This is a genomic window from Belliella buryatensis (genome assembly GCF_900188245.1).
GTDB classification, from domain to species: domain Bacteria; phylum Bacteroidota; class Bacteroidia; order Cytophagales; family Cyclobacteriaceae; genus Belliella; species Belliella buryatensis.
The window spans coordinates 241,397-260,422 of sequence record NZ_FZOK01000005.1 but is presented as its reverse complement, the minus strand read 5'-3'; the positions used below and the strand labels follow the sequence as shown (position 1 = coordinate 260,422).

Below are 19,026 nucleotides of genomic sequence, written 5' to 3'. Positions count from 1 at the left end.
TGTAAAATTGTCAGTCTAACAGATTATAGAACCAAACCCATTTTTAGAGGGGTCAATATGTCCAGAACAGGGGTCAGTATTGTCCGGAATATCCATCACGACAGAAATCGGGAAAGAGGCAGGCCAGCGAGAAGAAATCGCTAAGATCCCTCCCCCCGTAATTCTACTGGACAGGCTGAAGTGAGGCAGGCCTTCCCTAAAGTGAGGAAATCACAAAGGGCACAAAAGTGGTTAATTGCCCCGAGGTGTCGGGGCTGCTTAATTGTTTAGAGGGAGGTATGTGTTAAGGGTTAAACTTTAAGCGTTGAGTCCTCTACGCCACGGCACAGGCACGGCGGGTAAATTGTTAAGTGTTAAATGTAGGGGGATTGGCTATTGGGTTTCCCGAGGGATCGGGAGGTTATTTGGTTATTTGCTTATTTGATTATCTGCCCGATGGGTCGAGATTGGTTATTAAGTGTTTGAATTAATTGGGGAGTATGCCTTTTTGCTTGAGGAGGGTGAGGTAGAGGTTTTCTACTTCTTGGCAGTAGCGGTCGGCGGTGTAGTGTTGCATGGCTCTTTGGTAACCTGCATTGCCCATGCGGGTTCGAAGTTCTGGATTATCGATGAGGATTTGAAGCTTTTCGGATAGGGCTTTAGGATTGAGGGGAGGAACAAGAAAACCTGTCTCTCCATCTACTACTACATCTTGCAAACCTCCTACCTTAGTAGCCACTACTGGAAGGTGGTGTAACATGGCTTCAGCAGCAACAAGACCAAACCCCTCTCGAGATGATGGGACACAAAAAACATCCATGATTTTATAGAAAGAAGAAGGGTCACTTTGATTTCCAACTAAAATGACTTTGTTTTGAACAGAAAGTTCTTCGATTAATTTTTCAAGTTTATCTCTATCTTTTCCATCACCAACTATTAATAGCTTAATACAGGGAACCTTTATAAGAGAAATAGCAATTATTAAATCAGAAACTCTCTTATGGTCATCATATAACCTACCTACAAAACCAATTACAAAATCTTTGTTCTTTAAACTGTGTTGGTTCTTAATCACATTCAATTCCTCAGATAACACTTGTCTAGGGATCTGAACACCATTTATAATCAATCTAATTTTTTGAAAAGGGACTTTTGCTTTGTTAATCAAGTAATTTTTAACATTGGGAGAAATTGCCACTATGCAATCTGAAAATTTTACAAACTGTCGTAACAAAAAGTTAGCTTTACTACTCCTATTCTGTGGATCAGAAGTTTCTTCTAAAATTAGAATAGGAACTTTCCCTATATTCCCTCCTATTGCAGCCATAGCTATTCCTTCAAAAGTAGCGCCATGAAAGATATGTGGTCTAAAACTATTAATAATTTTTAAGACCTTCTTATGCTTAGATATATGAAAAGGATGCTTAAAATCGCCTACTTGAATTACCTCGATCCCAAACTTTTCTAATTCTTCAGGTATTGCGCCTATCGCATTTGTACAAATAATTTTGAGTTTATATTGATTTGGGTCAAACCATTTAGCCAATAAAAGTCTTCTCTGCTCCACTCCTCCTGAGGCAATAGTTTCCATGGCATAAAGTATTCTTATTTTTTCCATTTAAATCTCTTAGTCAAAAAAATTAAGAAGCCTTATAAACTTTGATTATTTGTTGAATATAGTTTTCAATACTAAATCTTTTTGCCTCCTTAATTGCATTCTTTGAAATTTTTTCTTTTTGATATTTTTCGTAGTTGATGACCTCTTTTAAAGCTTTCAAAATAGTATTTTCATTTCGGGGATCAATCAATAAACCTGAATTACTACCTCCCAGAATTTCTCTTGCTCCACCAACCTTTGTCACAATCGATGGTAATCCTACAGTCATCGCCTCCACCAAAGAGACAGAAGAACCCTCACTTAGTGATGGCAACACAAAGGCATCTGCTTCTTCAAGAAATGTCAAAACATTCTCCTGAAATCCCCAAAACTTTATCTTATCTGAAATACCCAGCTCCTTACTTTGATTTTCAAGTACCTCCCTTAAAGGTCCATCTCCAATAATCCATAACTCAATCGGTTTTTCAGAAAACTCTTCACTTAACTTTACAAATACACTGATTAATCTATCCAAATTCTTTACAGGCACTAACCTACATGTCGTCACAAACACAAATGGCTTTACTTTTTTATCACTCACATTAAATTCCTCCTCTACATCCTGGCCCCGAGCTAAAAATGTCCCCAGGACATTATCTTCACGCTCGGTCCCCCTTTCATCTCTGACCTTTCTCTTCTCCCCTATCTCAACTGGATTATACACCACCTCAACCTTCCCCTCCTCCACTTCTTTCAATTCTATAATCATATCCTTTACCGCATGAGAAATAGCAATCAGTTTAGTAGCATTTTTATAAATCAATTTGAAAATATACTTCCAATAAGAATGATGATTTGGGAAACCAATTTCCTCTCCAATCCTGCTTGGAACCCCTGCCAGTCTACCAGCAATCAGTCCATGAAAATTTGCTTCAGCCCCTTGAGTATGGACTACATCAGGTTGATGCTTCTTTAAAAAGGATGTTAGCTTTAGCAGTAGCTTAATATTAGGAATTCGAGGGTTTTGGTTCCAGACAATTACCTGTATGCCTTTGGATTGAAGTGCTGATGATACCCTACCTCCTTTGCCAAGGACAATGACTGTAAGCTTGAAATTAGTTATCCTTTGAAGCTCTGGGAGGGAATTGGCTAAGACCTGTTCTACTCCACCAAAATCTAGTTCAGAAACAATTCGAACCACCTTCATTTGTAGATGTATCTAAAACAAAACTTCATGTAATTTCGAAAAAAGCTTCTAAAAGTGGCATTTGCAAATAGGGCAGGAAAGTAATAAAATCCTTTGACTAGAAAATACTTATTTGAAATTTGAGAAAGGAACATATTGATCTTTTCATCATGGACTATAGGATAGAGATTGAATAAAACCCATTTGTCTCTAAAAGCAATAAATGTATCCTGACTACATGTCGATTTATCTATTGATTGGTGATAGTAATTTTCTTTAAAAAGTTTTGGGATTAGAGTTTCTTCCAGCTTATAAGTCTTTGAAGTAGCACGTTCAACATCATCTTGACTATAGTAAACTAAGGTGTTTTGAATATAAATCCCATCTCCAAAAAATAGAGATGCTCGTAACCACACATCGATATCCTCTCCCAACTTCAATTGTGGATCAAAACTAGGTTTGTATTCAAAAAATTCCTTTTTGACCACAGTAGCGGAGGTGAAAAAGTAGGTGTTTCTAATTGCTCTCTTAAAGTAATTTTTTAAGACATAATATTTTAATTCTGGATTTAGAGAAAGTTTATTACTATCATAATGGGTCCCAATAATCCCAACATCCGGGTTTTCGGAGATAGTTTTTTCTACAAAAGTTAAATATAACGGATGCCAAAAATCATCTGCATCCAAAAAAACTATCCAAGGATGTTTTGCCTCTTGGATTCCTCGATTCCTAGCAACCGATACTCCCGAGTTTTCCTGATGGTATAATCTAATTGTGGATCCGTATTTCTCTGCAACCAATTCCTCACTGCCATCCGCAGATCCATCGTTGATGACAATAATCTCATAATCCTCAAACTCCTGATTCAGAATACTACCTATAGCCCTTTGGATGTAAGGAGCTTTGTTATATAATGGGATGATTATTGAAAACAAGTATATAAGATAATGGTGATTGTTAATCAGTTATTGAAAAAATCTTTTTAACCTAAGAGCATTTTTAAAGCCAATAATCTTTGAAATCCTTTGGAATTTTGGACCTCCAATGTATGTTTTTTCTGAAACTTCCAATGCTTTAATACAAGTTTCAGATTCTTTGATCAAATCAGGGAAATTGGGAAAAACATCATAGATAAACTTCTGATAGACTTTCTTTAAAGCGACTTTTATGCGTTTGGAGTTTTCAAATGACAAAATAACCTTTTCATAACTTTGATAACTTCTGAGCAAAGATAAAGTCGCTTGATGGCCTCTTTGTTGACTCACATTACTTTCTCCAGGAATCCGGTAATACACTTTACCTTCAGGTTCAAACACTACTCCTTTGCTATGAATTAGCACTCTACAAAAAAACTCACCATCTGGATTTGGGTTTTTTACTAAATCTTCATTCCATCCTCCTGCCTTCTCAATTAAACTGCGATGGGTAAGCCAAGCAGCAGTTTGCATCATTTCTTGATGATTCCAAGCTCTCAATAAACAGTCTATACCTGATTCAAAATTTTTGAAAATACCGTATGGAACTTGGGAGATTTTTTGAATATCATCTTTAAAAAGTACCCACTCACAGGAAGCAATCTTCTCAAAATTGTTGTCATTTAGTAGCGCAACTTGTTTTTCAATCTTTTCTGGTGACAGTAAATCATCTGCATCCAAAAACTGAATGTAGTCACCTTTAGCTTCTTGTATCCCTAGGTTTGTTGCAGCAGAAACTCCTTTATTTTTTGAATCAATCAAGTTGATTTTTGACGGGAATTTTTCAGCATATTTTTTCAATATGTCTAAAGAACCATCTGTGGAACCGTCATTTACCAACACCAATTCAATATTACTATAAGTTTGCTTTAATGCAGATTCAAGTGTTTCATTAATATAAGCTGCTTTGTTGTAAACTGGAATAATAATAGACACTAGTTGCATAAAGTATCGGAAATATTGTTATTCTTCTCAAGTTTTAGAGATAATTGATTTACTGAATATTGTTCAGCCATTAAATAAACCTTAGAATTTTGTGGATTGATTATATTAGCCACAATTGACTTTGGTGTTAAATTTTCTAAGTAAAATTTAATTACCTCTTCTCTTAGACTAATGATTTGATTTAATTCAAGAGAAAACAAATATTGGATTTTTTTAGGTAAATCTTCGATTCCTAAATAGGTGATGCAATTGATTCCATTTTCTAATTGAGGTTGAAATATATCAGCATAGCTTTGTTGTAAAAAGGGAATTGTTCCTACTGACATTGCTTCTATGATATTGTGTGATATTGGCATATACATTCCCGGTAAAGCAAAGAAAAAGTCAAATTTACTTAAGTAGAAAAATAGTTTTGATGGAGGAATTTGATATCCATTTTTCTTTTCAATCAAATAAATCGACAAATCTTCAACTTTTTCAAAAAATTCAAATTCATCCTTAACCTCAAGATTCTTGTAGCAATCTAGACTTTCAATTAAAGTTTTTACATCGTATCTATTTATAGTATTAAACAACTTTTCATTATATGCATTTGAATAATTTTCCCCAAAGTTACCTGCCATAAAAAGACTTTTATACCTTTTCCCATTAGAAAAATCGTGTGTCCAAAAACTCTTGAAATAAATATCCTGCTGAAAGTCTATGGGAACAAAATAAGAGTTTTCTCTAATTTTTGGATTGATGATAAAATCAAAATAGTCAGGTGAAATCATTTTGTCATCAATTATAAATTGATCAGAATATCTAGATGGTTTTCCAATAATTAAATGATTTTCTTTGAATAAAATAGAAGCATCAGCATTAGATTTTAGATAGTAGATATTCCGCAAAGATCGTTTTATAAAAACCTCATAATCTTCTAGTATAAAATATTTACATAGGTTATAAAAATACCTATGATATATCTCAGGTCTTGAGATGTCAATATATATAATCTTAGACTTCCTGTTTTCATCCTTCTTTCTTAGATAAGATCGTCCAACGATAAATATTGAAGAGAATAGTATGCGTACCTTAAAGAGTTTACGCGTCAATTTGTGAATCAATTCTAGATTATTTTTTTGTGGAAAAAAATTAGAATATCCTGAAATGAAGTGGGCTTCTTAAAAACTGACCGCAAATTAAATTTGAAACCCTTCGTTTCAAAAAAGCTGATCATTTCCGAAAAAACATTCTCCATATTTGAATGATGATGATATTCAATAAAATATGAATCAGATAACTTTATTTTGTCATTTTCAACCAAATCCTGAAATATCTGCCTCTCAGCACCCTCAACATCAATCTTGATGAGATCAAACAATTCATCTTTCATTATGGAAGATAGTTTTATTGATTTCACTTTAACCTGAAATTCATTGCCCCTAGTCTCATAAATTGAACCTGATAAATTATTGGTACTCTCATTTTCGAAAAAGAAATCCTCGAAACCTTCTTTATTTGACAAACAACAATTAAATAGAGTGATATTTGTTAGGTTATTATCTTTTATGTTTTTCTCCAATAATCTAAATATGACTGGATTGGGTTCCACAGCTATTATTTGAGATGAAGGATATAGTTTTTTAAAAAAAAGCACAGAAGCACCAATATTAGCACCACAATCAATAATTTTTGGCTGATGTGAGGAACTGTTAAAAAAAATACTCTTGATTCAAAAAAATCTCTTGAAATAAATACAACAAAGAGGCTGCATTCAATCCAGTAATTTTAAAATCAAAAAACTTAACTGTGGTTTGTTCTTCCTTATTTCTGCCAATTGATTTCAGATTTAAACTAATGAGCGTCCGTGCGGCTTTTGATTTTTCTCTAAAGCCTTTTAAGTTCCTGTTGGAATAGACTATAAAAGAATATTCAACCGATCGCTTAAGGTAGTAAATAGAGTTTTTTATCATTTAGGATTCTACAATCTTTTTGAATCTCCGCCTTTTATTAAAGAAAAGTATTCCTTTATTGCTCCCATATTTATAACATGACAAACGTATAGCAGTTTGATTGACTCTTTTGGCGAAACCATAAACAATTTTTTCAATGCAAAGCGGTATCTCCTATAGATAAAATTGAGTATATACATAGCAAAATTCAAATTTCTACCTTCATATAGCCGATTATAAGTCCCTCCTATTCTCCTTTTATATTTTTGAATCAAATCCTCTGTTTTGTAACGAGCTGGGTGGTTTACTATCAAATCAGGTATGTAAATTATTTTATGATGTTTACTTATTATACCAGATAATTCTGAATCACCATTTGACTTTAACTTAGCATTAAATCCACCAAATTTCTGAATAACAGATTTATAAGAAACCCAATTTGCGGTAACAGCAAATCCTTGCTTTGCATAAGCTTCGGTATGAAAAGCTGTGTATTTCTCGTAAATCTCAGCGGGTGACAATCTCTTTGGATCATGATAAAACAACCGTACAGGCCCCGTCAGAATACCTGTATTTTGCAAACTATTACTCCCCAAAAAGGAATGTGCCACTTTTAGCCAATTTGGTTCAGGTAGGCAATCTGAATCTGTAAATGCCAATATATCCCTTTTAGATTCCAAAATGCCTTTATTTCTAGCAGCATAAGATCCAGGAATCGCTTCTGAAAAACATCTTACATTCAAAGTTTTGATCTTTGTAAAATCAATATCCAAACTTTCACTAGGGCAATTATTTACAATAATGACCTCAAATTCGGACTTTCCTAAAGTTTGATTTTCTAATGCTTGAAGACACTTACTTAAACGCTCATCATCTTTGTAAGTAGGTATAATTACAGATATCACTAGACCCTTAATCTCTATATTTCTTCATCAATAGTCTTATTTATGAATAAGATAAGCTTCTGAGACACCTTTCTTTTCATATTTCCCAACCATGCTTACAAATGGAAAACCTGCATATATCAATTCATTGGAGACTATGCCCTCCTCAGGTGTAACCAAATCATATTTATGTGCCATATATCCTTTTTCGATTTTTCTGGAAACTCTATATAGGGCGTAATAATACCAATTAGCAATCCAAAAGGGAATGGTACCGTCCCAAAAAGAATTTTTAGGGAAATACTTTTCTTTCATGATAAAATTAAATACCTGCATGTCATAATTCCCATCGTCTCCTAGTTCAGAAAAAAGGTCTTTCATTTCTTGATAAATCTTTTGCATGACTTCTTTCTTTCCTCCAAGCGTTCCTGGGGTTAGTAAAGGGTAATTGAAAAAACTGACTGGTAAACTCTTATTATACTTTCTATTAAAACTAAACAAGGCTTTGAGAGCCCATTTCCCATTTTTCCAGACTTTTCGCTGTCCTCTACCCACAAATAACTTTTCTGGGCTGGATGCTAATAACTCTAAGGGGTTTTTATTGACAATTACATCATTGATATCTGTTGAAACTATGAAGGTATGTGGACTCAAATCTTGAATAAATTCATGAAAAATAAAAAATCGTTCATCATTCAAGGAATGAGGTCCTAGTTGACATCTTATGAAGGAAATCTTGTCAGTTGTATACTTTCTTTCGAAGGATTCTGAGATCGTATCACAAAAAATCACTGCCCTCAATCCTAATTCATTAATACTCTCGTACCAATCCTTAAAATACTCAAAGTTATCATTAGGTTGCTGAAATTTCCTCATTGGGTCAATCTTTGAGGTAAAGTAGGTAGATAAAATAACTAATTCATCTTCTGAAGAATTAATTTTATTTATTAATTGCTCTATATTTGAATAGATTCTTTTCATTGGGAAGCCAAATATTTAACTCGTTGAATTTGGACTAGCTTATCTCACTCGTAGAAAAAAATTTTAAGAAAAACCATTTTGACTTTGAAAATAATAAGAACAAAAAAGGCATATAAAATAAAATATACTGCTTGAATGAAAACTTGTAACCTTCGTTTTCTAAAACTTTCTTAAAATAATAAGCGAGATTATATTTATAATTTCCCCTCACAGAGGAAGATGTTATTCGAATTATATACTTATGTCTAATTTTATCATTTCGACTTTTTTGCCAATGTTTTTCATAAAATGGAATACATTCTTTAAAGTTAATAACTTTCAAATCTTCTCTCGTCCAGTTTATTCTTACATCATAATTTTCAAAATACTTCCAAGGGCTTATAGCATGAACTCTAATAAAAAAGTCAAAGTCCTCGTGACGTTTCAAACCTTCATCAAACATTACATTCCTTGCGAGCGTATTTTGAAGTATTAAAGAAGGAGTTGGACAAAAAACATCATCACTAAAAATAAAGTCAAAAATAGATTCTGCATTATTTATATCTCGAGATGATAATTTTTCAGTAGAATTTTGTCTTAAAACGATAGCACCACTAAATATAGCTGCAATATTTTGTGAACTCAAAAACTCAATAGCCAATTTTAGTCTATTTGGTCCCCATGTATCATCTGAATCTAAAAGTGCCACATATTCTCCTTTAGCCAATTCAATAGCATAATTCCTTGCCGTGCTCACTCCCTTTTTTCGAAATTTTGGTCTTTTAAAAATCTTAATTCGAGAATCTTTTTGAGAATAAGTTTCAAGTATTTCCCAAGAATTATCTGTACTGTGGTCGTCGACAATTATACATTCCCAATTTGAGTAAGTTTGATTAAAAATCGAATCAAATAAATCTCCTAAATATTTTTCCTTGTTGAAATTAGGAATCAAAATAGATACCAGTTTTTCCATTATTAAAATTCAATCCAATTCTTGTTCAGTCATGGTTATGTTTCCGAATCAGCAATATTGTATTATTTCAGGAATCAATCTTCTATAATTTTTATCTTGATTAAAAATACACGAAGAAGTAAAAAATTCTTAAATCCAATCAAAGAACCTATCCATATAATATATGGTTTAAAAAAATTAAATCTAATTAAAGGGTTAAGAAAAGTTACTCTTTGTATAGCCTTATTTGTTATCTCAGGATATTTTATGCCTGTAACCTTAATTAAACGTTCATAATTTAGAATTAAAATTGTTCTCGCTTTTCTTGAATTTCTCATTTCTAGAATACTTTGATCCCATAATTCAAATGATTTAATCCAATCATTATAACTACTATATGTTCTTTGTTTACTCAAGTGAGTTTCATCAGGTTTTCGATAAAAAGTATATATTGAATTCAAATACGTTACCCTTTTACAATTCAAGAGAATTCTAACCATGAATTCACCATCTTGATTTCTATTTATTTCTTCTTTCCATAACCCAGCTACTACAACCAATTGACGACTCATAAAATAGGCATGAGGTGGTATAAAAAAACCATTCATAAATAAATAAAGTATAAGGTCATATCCATTTGTTGGGTGATTTTCCCATCTTTCCTGGTCTATATATTCATGACCATGATAGTTATTTATATTTTTAATATCTAGTGATGAATTAAAGAAATCCCAATTTGCAATAGAAACATTAAATAAATCAGACTTTAATAAAATATTTAATTGATCTTTAATTTTATTCTTATGAATTACATCATCTGAATCCAACCATTGAATAAATTCTCCTTTGGACAATTCAAAGGCATAATTTCTGGCTACGCTGCCCCCCTTAATACGATCATCAGGTCTCTTAAAAATTTTTATCCTAGCATCTTTCTGGGCATAAGATTCCAATATTTCCCAAGAATTATCTGTACTGTGATCGTCTACAATAATACATTCCCAATTGGTATAAGTCTGATTTAACACCGAATCTAGAGTTTCCCTCAGATAAGGGGCTTTATTGTAGTTTGGGATGAGGATGGAAACCAAAGGATTATTTCCCATGAACAACTTCTTGAATTAGTGAATTCCAAGCCAATTTATACTGTGATTCCAATAGATTAGCTTTAATATATTCTTTATTGTTAATTCCAAATTGCTCTGCCAACTTTCTATCTTGATATAATTTGACTATTGCTTGTGCCATTCCATCAACATCACCTTCCTGAACGAGAAGACCGTTTTCATTGTCTTGAATTACATCTGGAATTCCCGCGTGATAAGTACTGATCACAGGAAGTCCTGCTGACATTGCTTCTAAGACAGCAACGGGAGTCCCCTCCTTATCCCCACTTACAGCTGTTTTACTATGCTGAATAAAACAAAAAGATTGACTCATTTCTGTTACTATATCTTCTGGTTTTTGAATACCTGCAAAATCTATATTTTTAATTTTCAGAGCTAGAGAAAGGTCTTTGCATACTTGTTGCAAATCTCCCTCCCCAATCAATTTCAATTTTAACTCAGGACATTTTTCCTGAGCTTGTTTAAAAGCAAGTAAAGTTAAATATGGCGCCTTTTTTTCTACAAACCTTCCTATAGCAATCATTTGATCAGACTGGTAATTCGCTATTATATCCATGAAAGCTTCAGCAGGTGCATATCTAATTAAAAACACCTTCTTTTCATCAGTGCCTAGCCTTATAATCGTGTCCTTCATTTCTGATGACACTACTACAATAGCTTTGGCTATTTCAAACATTCTAAGATACTTATCCCTATATCTTTCAATTACATCCTTAACACTGGCATCATATCCATGAAAATGAACTATCAATGGAATATTCAATTTTTTTGATAAGTTACTTAATTCCGCACCAGATTGCCCATAATTCGCAATAATCGCATGTATTTTGTTTCTTTTAAGGTAGGACTCAAGATAAATTTCTCTAATTGGTCTTTTTATCCATCCTAATTTTGAAAAGGCTTTGACAATTAAAGGTGCAGAATAATGATTTTTTAATTTTCCATCTTCTGATTCAATTGGAAAAAATCCACCAAAACAATGAAACACTTTACCATCAATAATTCTTTTTAGATTTTGGATAAAAGTTTCTGAGTAGGCGTTTTTTGACGGAGATGTAAAACAAATGTTTATTTTTTCCATGCGATTACCCCAAGGTTTGTAAACATACTTTGATCATTGAATGCAGGTCTTATTTTGTCTTTTTTATAAAGATTGAGGATAAATGGTTTCAAAACTATAAACAGAAATTTTTGAATCCGTTTAGAGAAACCTCTTCTTTTCAACCAAAGTGATATCATTTGTGCTGTAGACGCGTCCCAACCTCCTAAACAGTTTATTTCTATATCTTTAAAACTAGACTGCTCTAATAAATTTTGAATAGCAAAAGGTGTATATCTGTAAAAATCAAAAGGAGATTCATGTGTGGGCCATAAAAATGGAACTGTCAGTATCAGAGGTGACTCAGGTTTCAACACCCTATTTATTTCTTTTAAAGTCAACAAGGGGTCAGGACAATGTTCCAAAACTTCTGTGGCAAAGCTTGAATCAAATGATTCATCTTCAAATGGCATTTTGATGCCATCCCATAAGTAATCAGGCTTGATGCCCTTTTTGTATTCCAAAGCACCATGAATATCAAGCCCAACATATTTCGTTACCTTTCTATTGGATAAAATCTCATTTTTGTATGGCATTTCACCACAACCAACATCCAATAGATCACCTCGAAATACTTCAGATTTAGAACTCAAAAATTGAAAAATTGATCTTTTAATGTGATATCGATCAACATTTTCGAAGGTGAGCTTTTGCGGGTTAAAGTCAATCATCCCATGTTTTAACTAAAATTCTTCCAGTGTAATCAATTCTATGAAGGAAAAAAGGTTTATCAATCTTTGAAAAATACTCGTCAACTGCTTTTCTACATCCCTTCCAATGACCATAATCATCAATGATTAAGACACCACCATTGACTAATTTTGGAAAAAGAATGTCGAGTTCTACTTTCGTTGATTCGTACCAATCTGTATCAAGTCTCAACAAAGAAATTTTTTTTGGGACTTCCTTATTTAAAGTTTTTTCAACTGGACCCTTTACATAATTGATAAGATTCTTTGGATAAGATAAGGAAGAAATGTTTTTGATCACTTCCTCAAGATGGCATACTGCCCAGACATTTGATTTTCTTTCAATATCTTTTTCTAATAATTGGGAGGCACTAGTTCCATCATATTTTTGATCTTCTTGTTGTGGAGCCGTCATTCCCTCGAAAGTATCATAAAGCCAAATTCTTCTATTTTCAACTTCTAATTTTTGAAGTTTTAAAATCATTGCCATAACGCTACCACCCTTCCAAACTCCACATTCAACAAAATCGCCATCAATTTTATTTTTATGTATATATTCGATTGAGTAAATTAATGATATCAACCTTTCAGGTGAAGTCATTGTAAAAGGTGTTATCTTTTTAATTAAATTAATAACTTCTTCTGAGAAATCTTGAGGAAAAACATATGATTTTGGTGCTTCCTTTTTTACTTTCTTTTTAATCCAATTTTTCAACATACCAATTAAAATCTTCTAAATATGTACAGGCATAAGGCGCCCAATCAAATTCTCTTTTAATACCGTGCATATGTATCTCAAAAGAACAAACTTTCTCAAGAGTTTGATATTTTTTCCCACCCTTACCTTCTCCAAAATGTGCAGTTAAAAAGTATTTGCCCATATACAACTTGGGGCTTTTTATTTTACAAATAGCTTTATATACTCCATCATCATTACAAAAAAAATAATCTGATTGAAAAAGCCAACAGTGCATAATTGCTCTATTTTTTTCATCTATCAATTGAAAAGATAAGGTTGCATTTGGTATTTCATCAATAGACTTAATATAAAATTCTATAACCAATTCTTTACCATAATTATGGAATCCATTTGGGTCAGATGTATTAATGATAATTCTGGAAATTTTTGAAAACTCATTATTAGATTTATCAATATAAGTATTTGATGAATTTAAATCTAGAGCCAAATATTTCCTTAAAACATATTCTGTATTATCAATATATTCTAATGCCCCACTATTAAGTAAAATAGATTTCTTACATAAATTTGAAATTGCATCCATATTATGACTTACAAACAATACAGTTCTCCCCTCTTTCTGACTCACATCTTCCATTTTACCCAAACACTTCTGTTGGAATTCATAATCCCCTACTGCCAAAACTTCGTCTATGATCAATATCTCAGGCTCCAAATGGGCAGCCACAGAGAATCCCAACCTGACCCGCATACCAGAAGAATAAAACTTGACAGGCGTATCGACATATTTCTCTACTCCTGAGAAGTTAATAATTTCATCCAGTTTGCGGTCGATTTCCTTCTTGGTCATGCCCAGAATGGTGCCATTCATGTAGATGTTTTCCCGACCTGTGAGCTCTGGATGGAAGCCTGTACCGACTTCTAGTAAGGCTGCCACCCTGCCATTCATCTCAATACGACCTGAGGTGGGTTCTGTGATCTTGGATAGAATCTTAAGCAAAGTAGATTTACCAGCACCATTCTTTCCAATAATCCCCAACACTTCTCCCTGCTTGACTTCAAAGCTGACATTTTTGAGTGCCCAGTGTACTGAGTCGCTTTCCTCTTCGAACTTCCCAAGGCTTTTGATCCGCTTGAAATTCTCAATCGGAGCCTTGAAGTTAGTCCATAGCTGCTGGGCTAAGGTATCTGCTTTCTTTTCTTGCAGGCCGATGCGGTAGCGTTTGGAGAGGTTTTCTACTTTTATTATTGTATTGGACATATTACCCCCCTGCCCCCCTAAAGGGGGGTGTAGGTTTCTTTTAAAGGTTTGTATTTAATTTTTTTAGTTCTGAAATCTTATCAAGAATTTTGAAAAGGACTTCATTTGTTTCGTGTAGAACTGATTCATTAGTAAATCGGATGATGTGGAGACCTAGATTTTTGAGTTCTTCTTCTCTGCTGAAATCTCTTTCTTTCTGATCTTTTTCTAGGTGAACTTCTCCATCAAGCTCTATTACTAATTTGTATTGATGGCAATAGAAGTCAACAATATATTTTGATGTTGGATGCTGTCTTCTAAAATTTAAGCCATTTAATCTTCCCGCTCTTAATCTTTCCCATAATACCTGCTCTGCGATCGTCATGCTCTCTCTTAACTCCTTCGCTCTTCGGAATATTTCAGGTGAAGCGTTATGATTAAATTTGCTAGGCATTAATGATTGACAAATTAAGAGACACTAATTTTATTAGGGTATCTCCCCTCCTTCAGGAGGGGTTGGGGGAGGTAGTTAAGCGACATCTGCGAAAACTTTCTCCATCCTACGGAAATAAAACAAGCCAAAAACAAAGAAGATTATGGCTACTATTGATCCGGGCCAGATCCAGTCCCAGGGGATGGGGCGGTTGAGGAACATGGCTCGGATTCCTTCTATTACTCCGACCATAGGATTGAGGGAATAGAGGAATTGATATTGTTCTGGAACTGCTGTGGTGCTGTAGACTACGGGTGCTCCATACAGGAGTAGTTGAATGATAAAGGTGAGTGCATACTTGATATCACGATACTGCACTGCCATGGCTGAGAGAATCATTCCTATTCCTAGGGAGGTCATGAGGAGTTGGATCAGCAGTAAGGGAAGCCAAATTATACCCAAACCAGGTACTACTTTGAAATAGATCAGGAGGATCAGCAGCACGACAAAGGAGATGATGAAGTCTAGTAGCTTGGAAAAGATGGCTGCTAGGGGCAGGATCAATCTAGGGAAATAGACCTTGGTAATCATGCCTGCATTGGCCACAAGGCTATTGGCTGATTCTGATAAGGTGCCTGAAAAATAATTCCATGGCCATAATGCCAAATATGAGAACAAGATATAGGGCATGCCATCAGAATCTACTTTGGCCAATCCACCGAATACAACAGTGAAAACTAGCGTAGTAAACAAAGGCTGAATGATAGCCCAGCCTACTCCTAAGATGGATTGTGCATATCGAGCTTTGATTCCTCTTACGGTAAGGAAATAGAGTAGGTCTTTGTATCTCCAGAGTTCATCAAAGTCAACGACTTTCCATCCTTTGGAGGGTTCAATGATGGTTTTATTCAACTTACTATACTTTTAAAATACTCAACTGTCTTCACCAACCCCTCTTCCAGCTGCACATTTGGTTGCCAATTGAGTTTGGACTTTGCTTGGTTAATATCAGGTTGTCTTTGTTTGGGGTCGTCTTGCGGAAGGGGTTGGAAGCTGATTTGACTTTTGCTTCCTGTTAGTTCGATGACTTTCTCCGCGAGTTGCAGCATGGAGAACTCGTATGGGTTTCCGATGTTGACTGGTCCTGTGAAGCCCTTTTCTGTTTGCATCATCTTGTACATGCCATCAATCAGATCATCTACATAGCAGAAGCTTCTGGTTTGCGCTCCATCTCCAAAGATGGTGATGGGTTTATTGTTGAGTGCCTGTAGGATGAAGTTGCTGACTACCCTCCCATCATTGGGCTGCATGTTTGGTCCATAGGTGTTGAAGATCCTGACCACTTTGATGTCTAGGTTGTGCTGTCTGAAGTAATCGAAGAAGAGTGTTTCTGCACAGCGTTTTCCTTCATCATAGCAGGCTCTAGGCCCGATGGGGTTGACGTTGCCCCAATAGTCTTCAGTTTGCGGGTGGATGCTGGGATCCCCATATACTTCCGAAGTACTGGCCTGAAGGATGCGGATTTTGAGTCGCTTGGCTAATCCAAGCATGTTGATCGCTCCTACTACCGATGTCTTGGTCGTCTGTACTGGATCAAACTGATAGTGTACTGGGCTAGCTGGGCAAGCGAGGTTATAGATTTCATCTACTTCCACATAGAGTGGAAAGGTGATGTCGTGTCGAAGGAGTTCGAAGTTTTTGTAATCCAGGAGTTCGTGGATGTTCTCCCTTCTTCCGGTAAAGAAGTTGTCCACGCAAAGGACTTCATGGCCTTCTTGGAGTAGTTTTTTACATAAGTGAGAGCCGAGGAATCCGGCTCCACCGGTGACGAGGGTTCGTTTCAAAGATTTAGTGGATTAGGTGATTGGGTTAATTGGTTAACTGCCCCAAAGGATCGGGGTGTCGTTAATTGTTAAGTGTTAAACGTTAAGCGTTAAATGTTGGGGAGTTGTGGATTTTACTATACACTTATCGAATAAACATCCCGTAATTCTACGGGACAAGGCTTAAACGATTAAACATTAAATATTTTTGGTATGTACTGCCCTACTCTATCCGTGAGGCCTTTTGCTCCTATCAGAAATATGATCGGGAGGATTGGGACTAGGAAGCGTCCATTCCAGTTGATCGATAGAAGGCAGACGCTAAGAACAGCTACAGCAAGAAATGTAATGACGAAGGATTTGATGATTGCATCTAGGTTCTTAGCCATGAGTTGTCTAACTGCGAAGTAGTACATGGGCAGCAGCACTGCTAGGGCCAAGATGTTGTGAGTCCAAGAGAAATAGGGTCTGATGTAGAAAATGTAGTAGAATGCTTTGGTAGCGAAGAGCTTGATGCTGTACCATGGATTCATGATGATGATGGTTGTGAGTTTCCACAAAGGTGGTGCTTCAGGGTTTGGAAGGTAAAGGTTTTCAGGTACCTTAATCATTAGCCACTTGGCATAAGGTTGGTCGGCTACGGTGTGTATATTGTAGACTATCTCGCCTATTTGGTAGTTTTCCACGAAGCCGAAGGTGGAGAGCATTTGGTTGAGCAAAATCAGGAAGGTTCCCGCCACGGCGGGCAAAAAAAGGAAAAGGAGAAAGGATATAAAGGATGAAGGATGAAGGATGAAGGATGAAGGTTTGCTCGATTTGGTTGAAATGAAAAGATTGTATAGTCCTGCGATGAGGAGAGCGGCTATGAGGGCAATGGCTGTTGGTTTGGTGAGGAAGGCCCAAGTGATGATGATAATCATGAGGGGTACTTCTAGGGTAGTGAGTTTGCCTCGGTAGGCTCTGGACAGGAAGAAGAAGCTGATGCAATAGAGGCTGATCAGTAGAGATTCTGCATAAAGGAATAGGTTCCAGAAGGAGATCATGAAGAAAGCCAGGAACCAAAAGGCTGTTAGGAAAGCTGCTTTGGGGTTGTTGAATATGTTGATGGAAGTGAAGTACAAGGCAATTAGTGCTAGGTAAGCGAGTAGGTATTGGAAGATGACGATTCCTTCGTGTCCTGGGATGATTGAGTTGGCTCCAATGATCAAGAGCACGTAACCGATATACCAGAAGTGGTGTGGTTTGTAGAATATCCCTTGTTGTCTGATCTCCTCAGCATAGGTCATGTATCCCCAGGTGTCTGCATCGGTCATGATTCCTTGTTTGAGGAAGAGTGCTCCGTTGATGAGGAGGAAGAGGATGGAGAGGATGAGGAGGGGTTTCAAGGGGGAAATTAGGTTAAAGGGAAAAGGTTAAATGTTAAGGGTTAAATGTTAAACGTTAAGTGTTAAATGTGGGGGGATTGTGGATTTTATTGTGTTTTACGTTTTAACGGTTAACGCTTCTACGTTTAACGGTTACTAACGGCTTCGCCCTTTCAGTCACAGGGTTTGTGCTTAGGGGTTGCCCCGAGGAGTCGGGGTGTACCGAGGGATCGGGGTGTACCGAGGGATCGGGGTGTCCTTAAGTGTTAAGTGTTAAGCCCCGAGGGGTCGGGGTAGCGTTAAATGTAGGAGAATTGTGGATTTTACTGGGTTCCTACTTTGAACGATTAACATTGAACGTTTGACGGGAATATCTTTAGTCTTGGGGGGCTGAGAGGTTCAATTAAGCGATTAAACATCAAACACAGCTTCGCCCTTTCAGTCACAGGATTTGTGCTTAAGAGTGGTTGAGTAATTTTTTTACTCGGTTGAACAAATTTAGGGAGTTGGGGGAATTATGCAAATAAATGGAGGGGAAAAGAGGGGAAAGGAATTCTCGCAAAGGGTGCGGAGGTGCAAAGGGATGGAAGGGAAAGCCCCGAGGGATCGGGGTGTACCGAGGGATCGGGGTGTACCGAGGGATCGGGGTGTCCTTAAGTGTTAAGTGTTAAACGTTAAGTGTTAAACGTTAAGTGTTGGATATAACGGTTCGAATTGCGCCACGCTTTTCGGTCTAATTGTGCCAAGCATTTCGGTTCAAACTGTGCCAGTTTAAGCAAGACCGAAATAACCAACAATAAGGATGGATCGTTTTTTTATTGAGAGGAGTGGTTTTGATAGAAATCTAATTCTCTGACTTTTTGTTCCCGTATCCCGAAGTCTCGGGACGGGACAGGCTCCCGATAGGGATCGGGACAGGTTCTATCCACCCACAAGGCCAACGCTGGCCTCCCAAAAAAAGGAGGAAATCTATCTCTAAAATGAAACAGGCCATCCCAATTCGGGAGGTAAACCCGAATCTCCGTCGTCCCGCCCGCATTAAAACGCAGATAGTCACAAATCGAAGCCCGTAGTGGGCTTAACTTTAAATAGCCCTGTAAAAGACGCTTGAATGTAGGGATAGTCAGCATATTCGATATG

At 35.9% G+C, this 19,026-nt stretch carries 18 protein-coding genes; all 18 read right to left on the bottom strand.

Features of this window, described 5'->3' with window-relative positions; all coding sequences use genetic code 11:
- Window positions 1-466: 466 nt before the first annotated feature.
- The 18 genes from CHB66_RS07215 to CHB66_RS07125 all read right to left on the bottom strand — a co-directional run bounded on the left by CHB66_RS07215 (window position 467) and on the right by CHB66_RS07125 (window position 17,835).
- Complete coding sequence (locus tag CHB66_RS07215) at window positions 467-1,597, bottom strand: glycosyltransferase (protein ID WP_089239461.1); 1,131 nt, start codon at window positions 1,595-1,597, stop codon at window positions 467-469.
- 22 nt (window positions 1,598-1,619) lie between these two features.
- Window positions 1,620-2,783, bottom strand: coding sequence for a glycosyltransferase (locus CHB66_RS07210; RefSeq protein ID WP_089239459.1), 1,164 nt, complete (start codon window positions 2,781-2,783; stop codon window positions 1,620-1,622).
- Window positions 2,780-3,697 (bottom strand): glycosyltransferase family 2 protein, encoded by a 918-nt coding sequence (locus CHB66_RS07205; RefSeq protein WP_170932451.1) that lies wholly within the window; start codon window positions 3,695-3,697, stop codon window positions 2,780-2,782. Before CHB66_RS07205 ends, CHB66_RS07210 begins: the two co-directional genes overlap by 4 nt.
- A 30-nt stretch (window positions 3,698-3,727) precedes the next feature.
- Window positions 3,728-4,681, bottom strand: coding sequence for a glycosyltransferase family 2 protein (locus tag CHB66_RS07200; protein WP_089239455.1), 954 nt, complete (start codon window positions 4,679-4,681; stop codon window positions 3,728-3,730).
- The gene (locus CHB66_RS07195; protein ID WP_089239453.1) at window positions 4,672-5,571 is read right to left on the bottom strand and encodes a hypothetical protein; all 900 of its coding nucleotides are present in this window, start codon (window positions 5,569-5,571) and stop codon (window positions 4,672-4,674) included. Before CHB66_RS07195 ends, CHB66_RS07200 begins: the two co-directional genes overlap by 10 nt.
- Window positions 5,572-5,789: 218 nt before the next feature.
- Window positions 5,790-6,386, bottom strand: coding sequence for an FkbM family methyltransferase (locus tag CHB66_RS07190; protein ID WP_262484462.1), 597 nt, complete (start codon window positions 6,384-6,386; stop codon window positions 5,790-5,792).
- 258 nt (window positions 6,387-6,644) lie between these two features.
- The gene (locus CHB66_RS07180) at window positions 6,645-7,520 is read right to left on the bottom strand and encodes a glycosyltransferase (RefSeq protein ID WP_245812683.1); all 876 of its coding nucleotides are present in this window, start codon (window positions 7,518-7,520) and stop codon (window positions 6,645-6,647) included.
- Window positions 7,521-7,556: 36 nt separating this feature from the next.
- Window positions 7,557-8,480, bottom strand: coding sequence for a hypothetical protein (locus CHB66_RS07175; protein WP_089239445.1), 924 nt, complete (start codon window positions 8,478-8,480; stop codon window positions 7,557-7,559).
- 34 nt (window positions 8,481-8,514) lie between these two features.
- Complete coding sequence (locus CHB66_RS07170) at window positions 8,515-9,432, bottom strand: glycosyltransferase family 2 protein (protein ID WP_089239443.1); 918 nt, start codon at window positions 9,430-9,432, stop codon at window positions 8,515-8,517.
- 74 nt (window positions 9,433-9,506) lie between these two features.
- Window positions 9,507-10,517 carry a glycosyltransferase family 2 protein gene (locus CHB66_RS07165; RefSeq protein WP_089239441.1) on the bottom strand — a complete coding sequence of 337 codons (1,011 nt, stop codon included), beginning with the start codon at window positions 10,515-10,517 and terminating at the stop codon, window positions 9,507-9,509.
- A complete protein-coding gene (locus CHB66_RS07160) occupies window positions 10,507-11,619 on the bottom strand; it encodes a glycosyltransferase family 4 protein (RefSeq protein WP_089239439.1) in 1,113 nt (370 codons plus the stop codon). The genes CHB66_RS07165 and CHB66_RS07160 overlap by 11 nt, the downstream gene beginning before the upstream one ends.
- Entirely contained in the window at window positions 11,607-12,230 is a 624-nt protein-coding gene (locus CHB66_RS07155) for a class I SAM-dependent methyltransferase (protein ID WP_170932450.1), read from the bottom strand. Before CHB66_RS07155 ends, CHB66_RS07160 begins: the two co-directional genes overlap by 13 nt.
- Window positions 12,231-12,300: 70 nt before the next feature.
- Window positions 12,301-13,044 carry a TylF/MycF/NovP-related O-methyltransferase gene (locus tag CHB66_RS07150; protein WP_089239435.1) on the bottom strand — a complete coding sequence of 248 codons (744 nt, stop codon included), beginning with the start codon at window positions 13,042-13,044 and terminating at the stop codon, window positions 12,301-12,303.
- Window positions 13,025-14,287: an ABC transporter ATP-binding protein gene (locus CHB66_RS07145; RefSeq protein WP_089239433.1), complete on the bottom strand. Its 1,263-nt coding sequence runs from the start codon at window positions 14,285-14,287 to the stop codon at window positions 13,025-13,027. Before CHB66_RS07145 ends, CHB66_RS07150 begins: the two co-directional genes overlap by 20 nt.
- Window positions 14,288-14,327: 40 nt before the next feature.
- Window positions 14,328-14,720, bottom strand: coding sequence for an endonuclease domain-containing protein (locus CHB66_RS07140; protein ID WP_089239431.1), 393 nt, complete (start codon window positions 14,718-14,720; stop codon window positions 14,328-14,330).
- A gap of 75 nt (window positions 14,721-14,795) precedes the next feature.
- Entirely contained in the window at window positions 14,796-15,611 is an 816-nt protein-coding gene (locus tag CHB66_RS07135; RefSeq protein ID WP_089239429.1) for an ABC transporter permease, read from the bottom strand.
- Window positions 15,608-16,543, bottom strand: coding sequence for a UDP-glucuronic acid decarboxylase family protein (locus CHB66_RS07130; protein WP_089239427.1), 936 nt, complete (start codon window positions 16,541-16,543; stop codon window positions 15,608-15,610). Before CHB66_RS07130 ends, CHB66_RS07135 begins: the two co-directional genes overlap by 4 nt.
- A gap of 170 nt (window positions 16,544-16,713) precedes the next feature.
- Window positions 16,714-17,835, bottom strand: a complete 1,122-nt coding sequence (locus CHB66_RS07125) for a glycosyltransferase family 39 protein (RefSeq protein ID WP_141107379.1) — start codon at window positions 17,833-17,835, stop codon at window positions 16,714-16,716.
- Window positions 17,836-19,026: the final 1,191 nt, after the last annotated feature.

Bases quoted from the DNA above. Each gene is read 5' to 3' on its own strand.
- CHB66_RS07215 (WP_089239461.1), bottom strand. From the start codon at position 1,597: ATGGAAAAAATAAGAATACTTTATGCCATGGAAACTATTGCCTCAGGA.
- CHB66_RS07210 (WP_089239459.1), bottom strand. From the start codon at position 2,783: ATGAAGGTGGTTCGAATTGTTTCTGAACTAGATTTTGGTGGAGTAGAA.
- CHB66_RS07200 (WP_089239455.1), bottom strand. From the start codon at position 4,681: ATGCAACTAGTGTCTATTATTATTCCAGTTTACAACAAAGCAGCTTAT.
- CHB66_RS07175 (WP_089239445.1), bottom strand. From the start codon at position 8,480: ATGAAAAGAATCTATTCAAATATAGAGCAATTAATAAATAAAATTAAT.
- CHB66_RS07170 (WP_089239443.1), bottom strand. From the start codon at position 9,432: ATGGAAAAACTGGTATCTATTTTGATTCCTAATTTCAACAAGGAAAAA.
- CHB66_RS07165 (WP_089239441.1), bottom strand. From the start codon at position 10,517: ATGGGAAATAATCCTTTGGTTTCCATCCTCATCCCAAACTACAATAAA.
- CHB66_RS07160 (WP_089239439.1), bottom strand. From the start codon at position 11,619: ATGGAAAAAATAAACATTTGTTTTACATCTCCGTCAAAAAACGCCTAC.
- CHB66_RS07150 (WP_089239435.1), bottom strand. From the start codon at position 13,044: ATGTTGAAAAATTGGATTAAAAAGAAAGTAAAAAAGGAAGCACCAAAA.
- CHB66_RS07145 (WP_089239433.1), bottom strand. From the start codon at position 14,287: ATGTCCAATACAATAATAAAAGTAGAAAACCTCTCCAAACGCTACCGC.
- CHB66_RS07140 (WP_089239431.1), bottom strand. From the start codon at position 14,720: ATGCCTAGCAAATTTAATCATAACGCTTCACCTGAAATATTCCGAAGA.
- CHB66_RS07125 (WP_141107379.1), bottom strand. From the start codon at position 17,835: ATGACCGATGCAGACACCTGGGGATACATGACCTATGCTGAGGAGATC.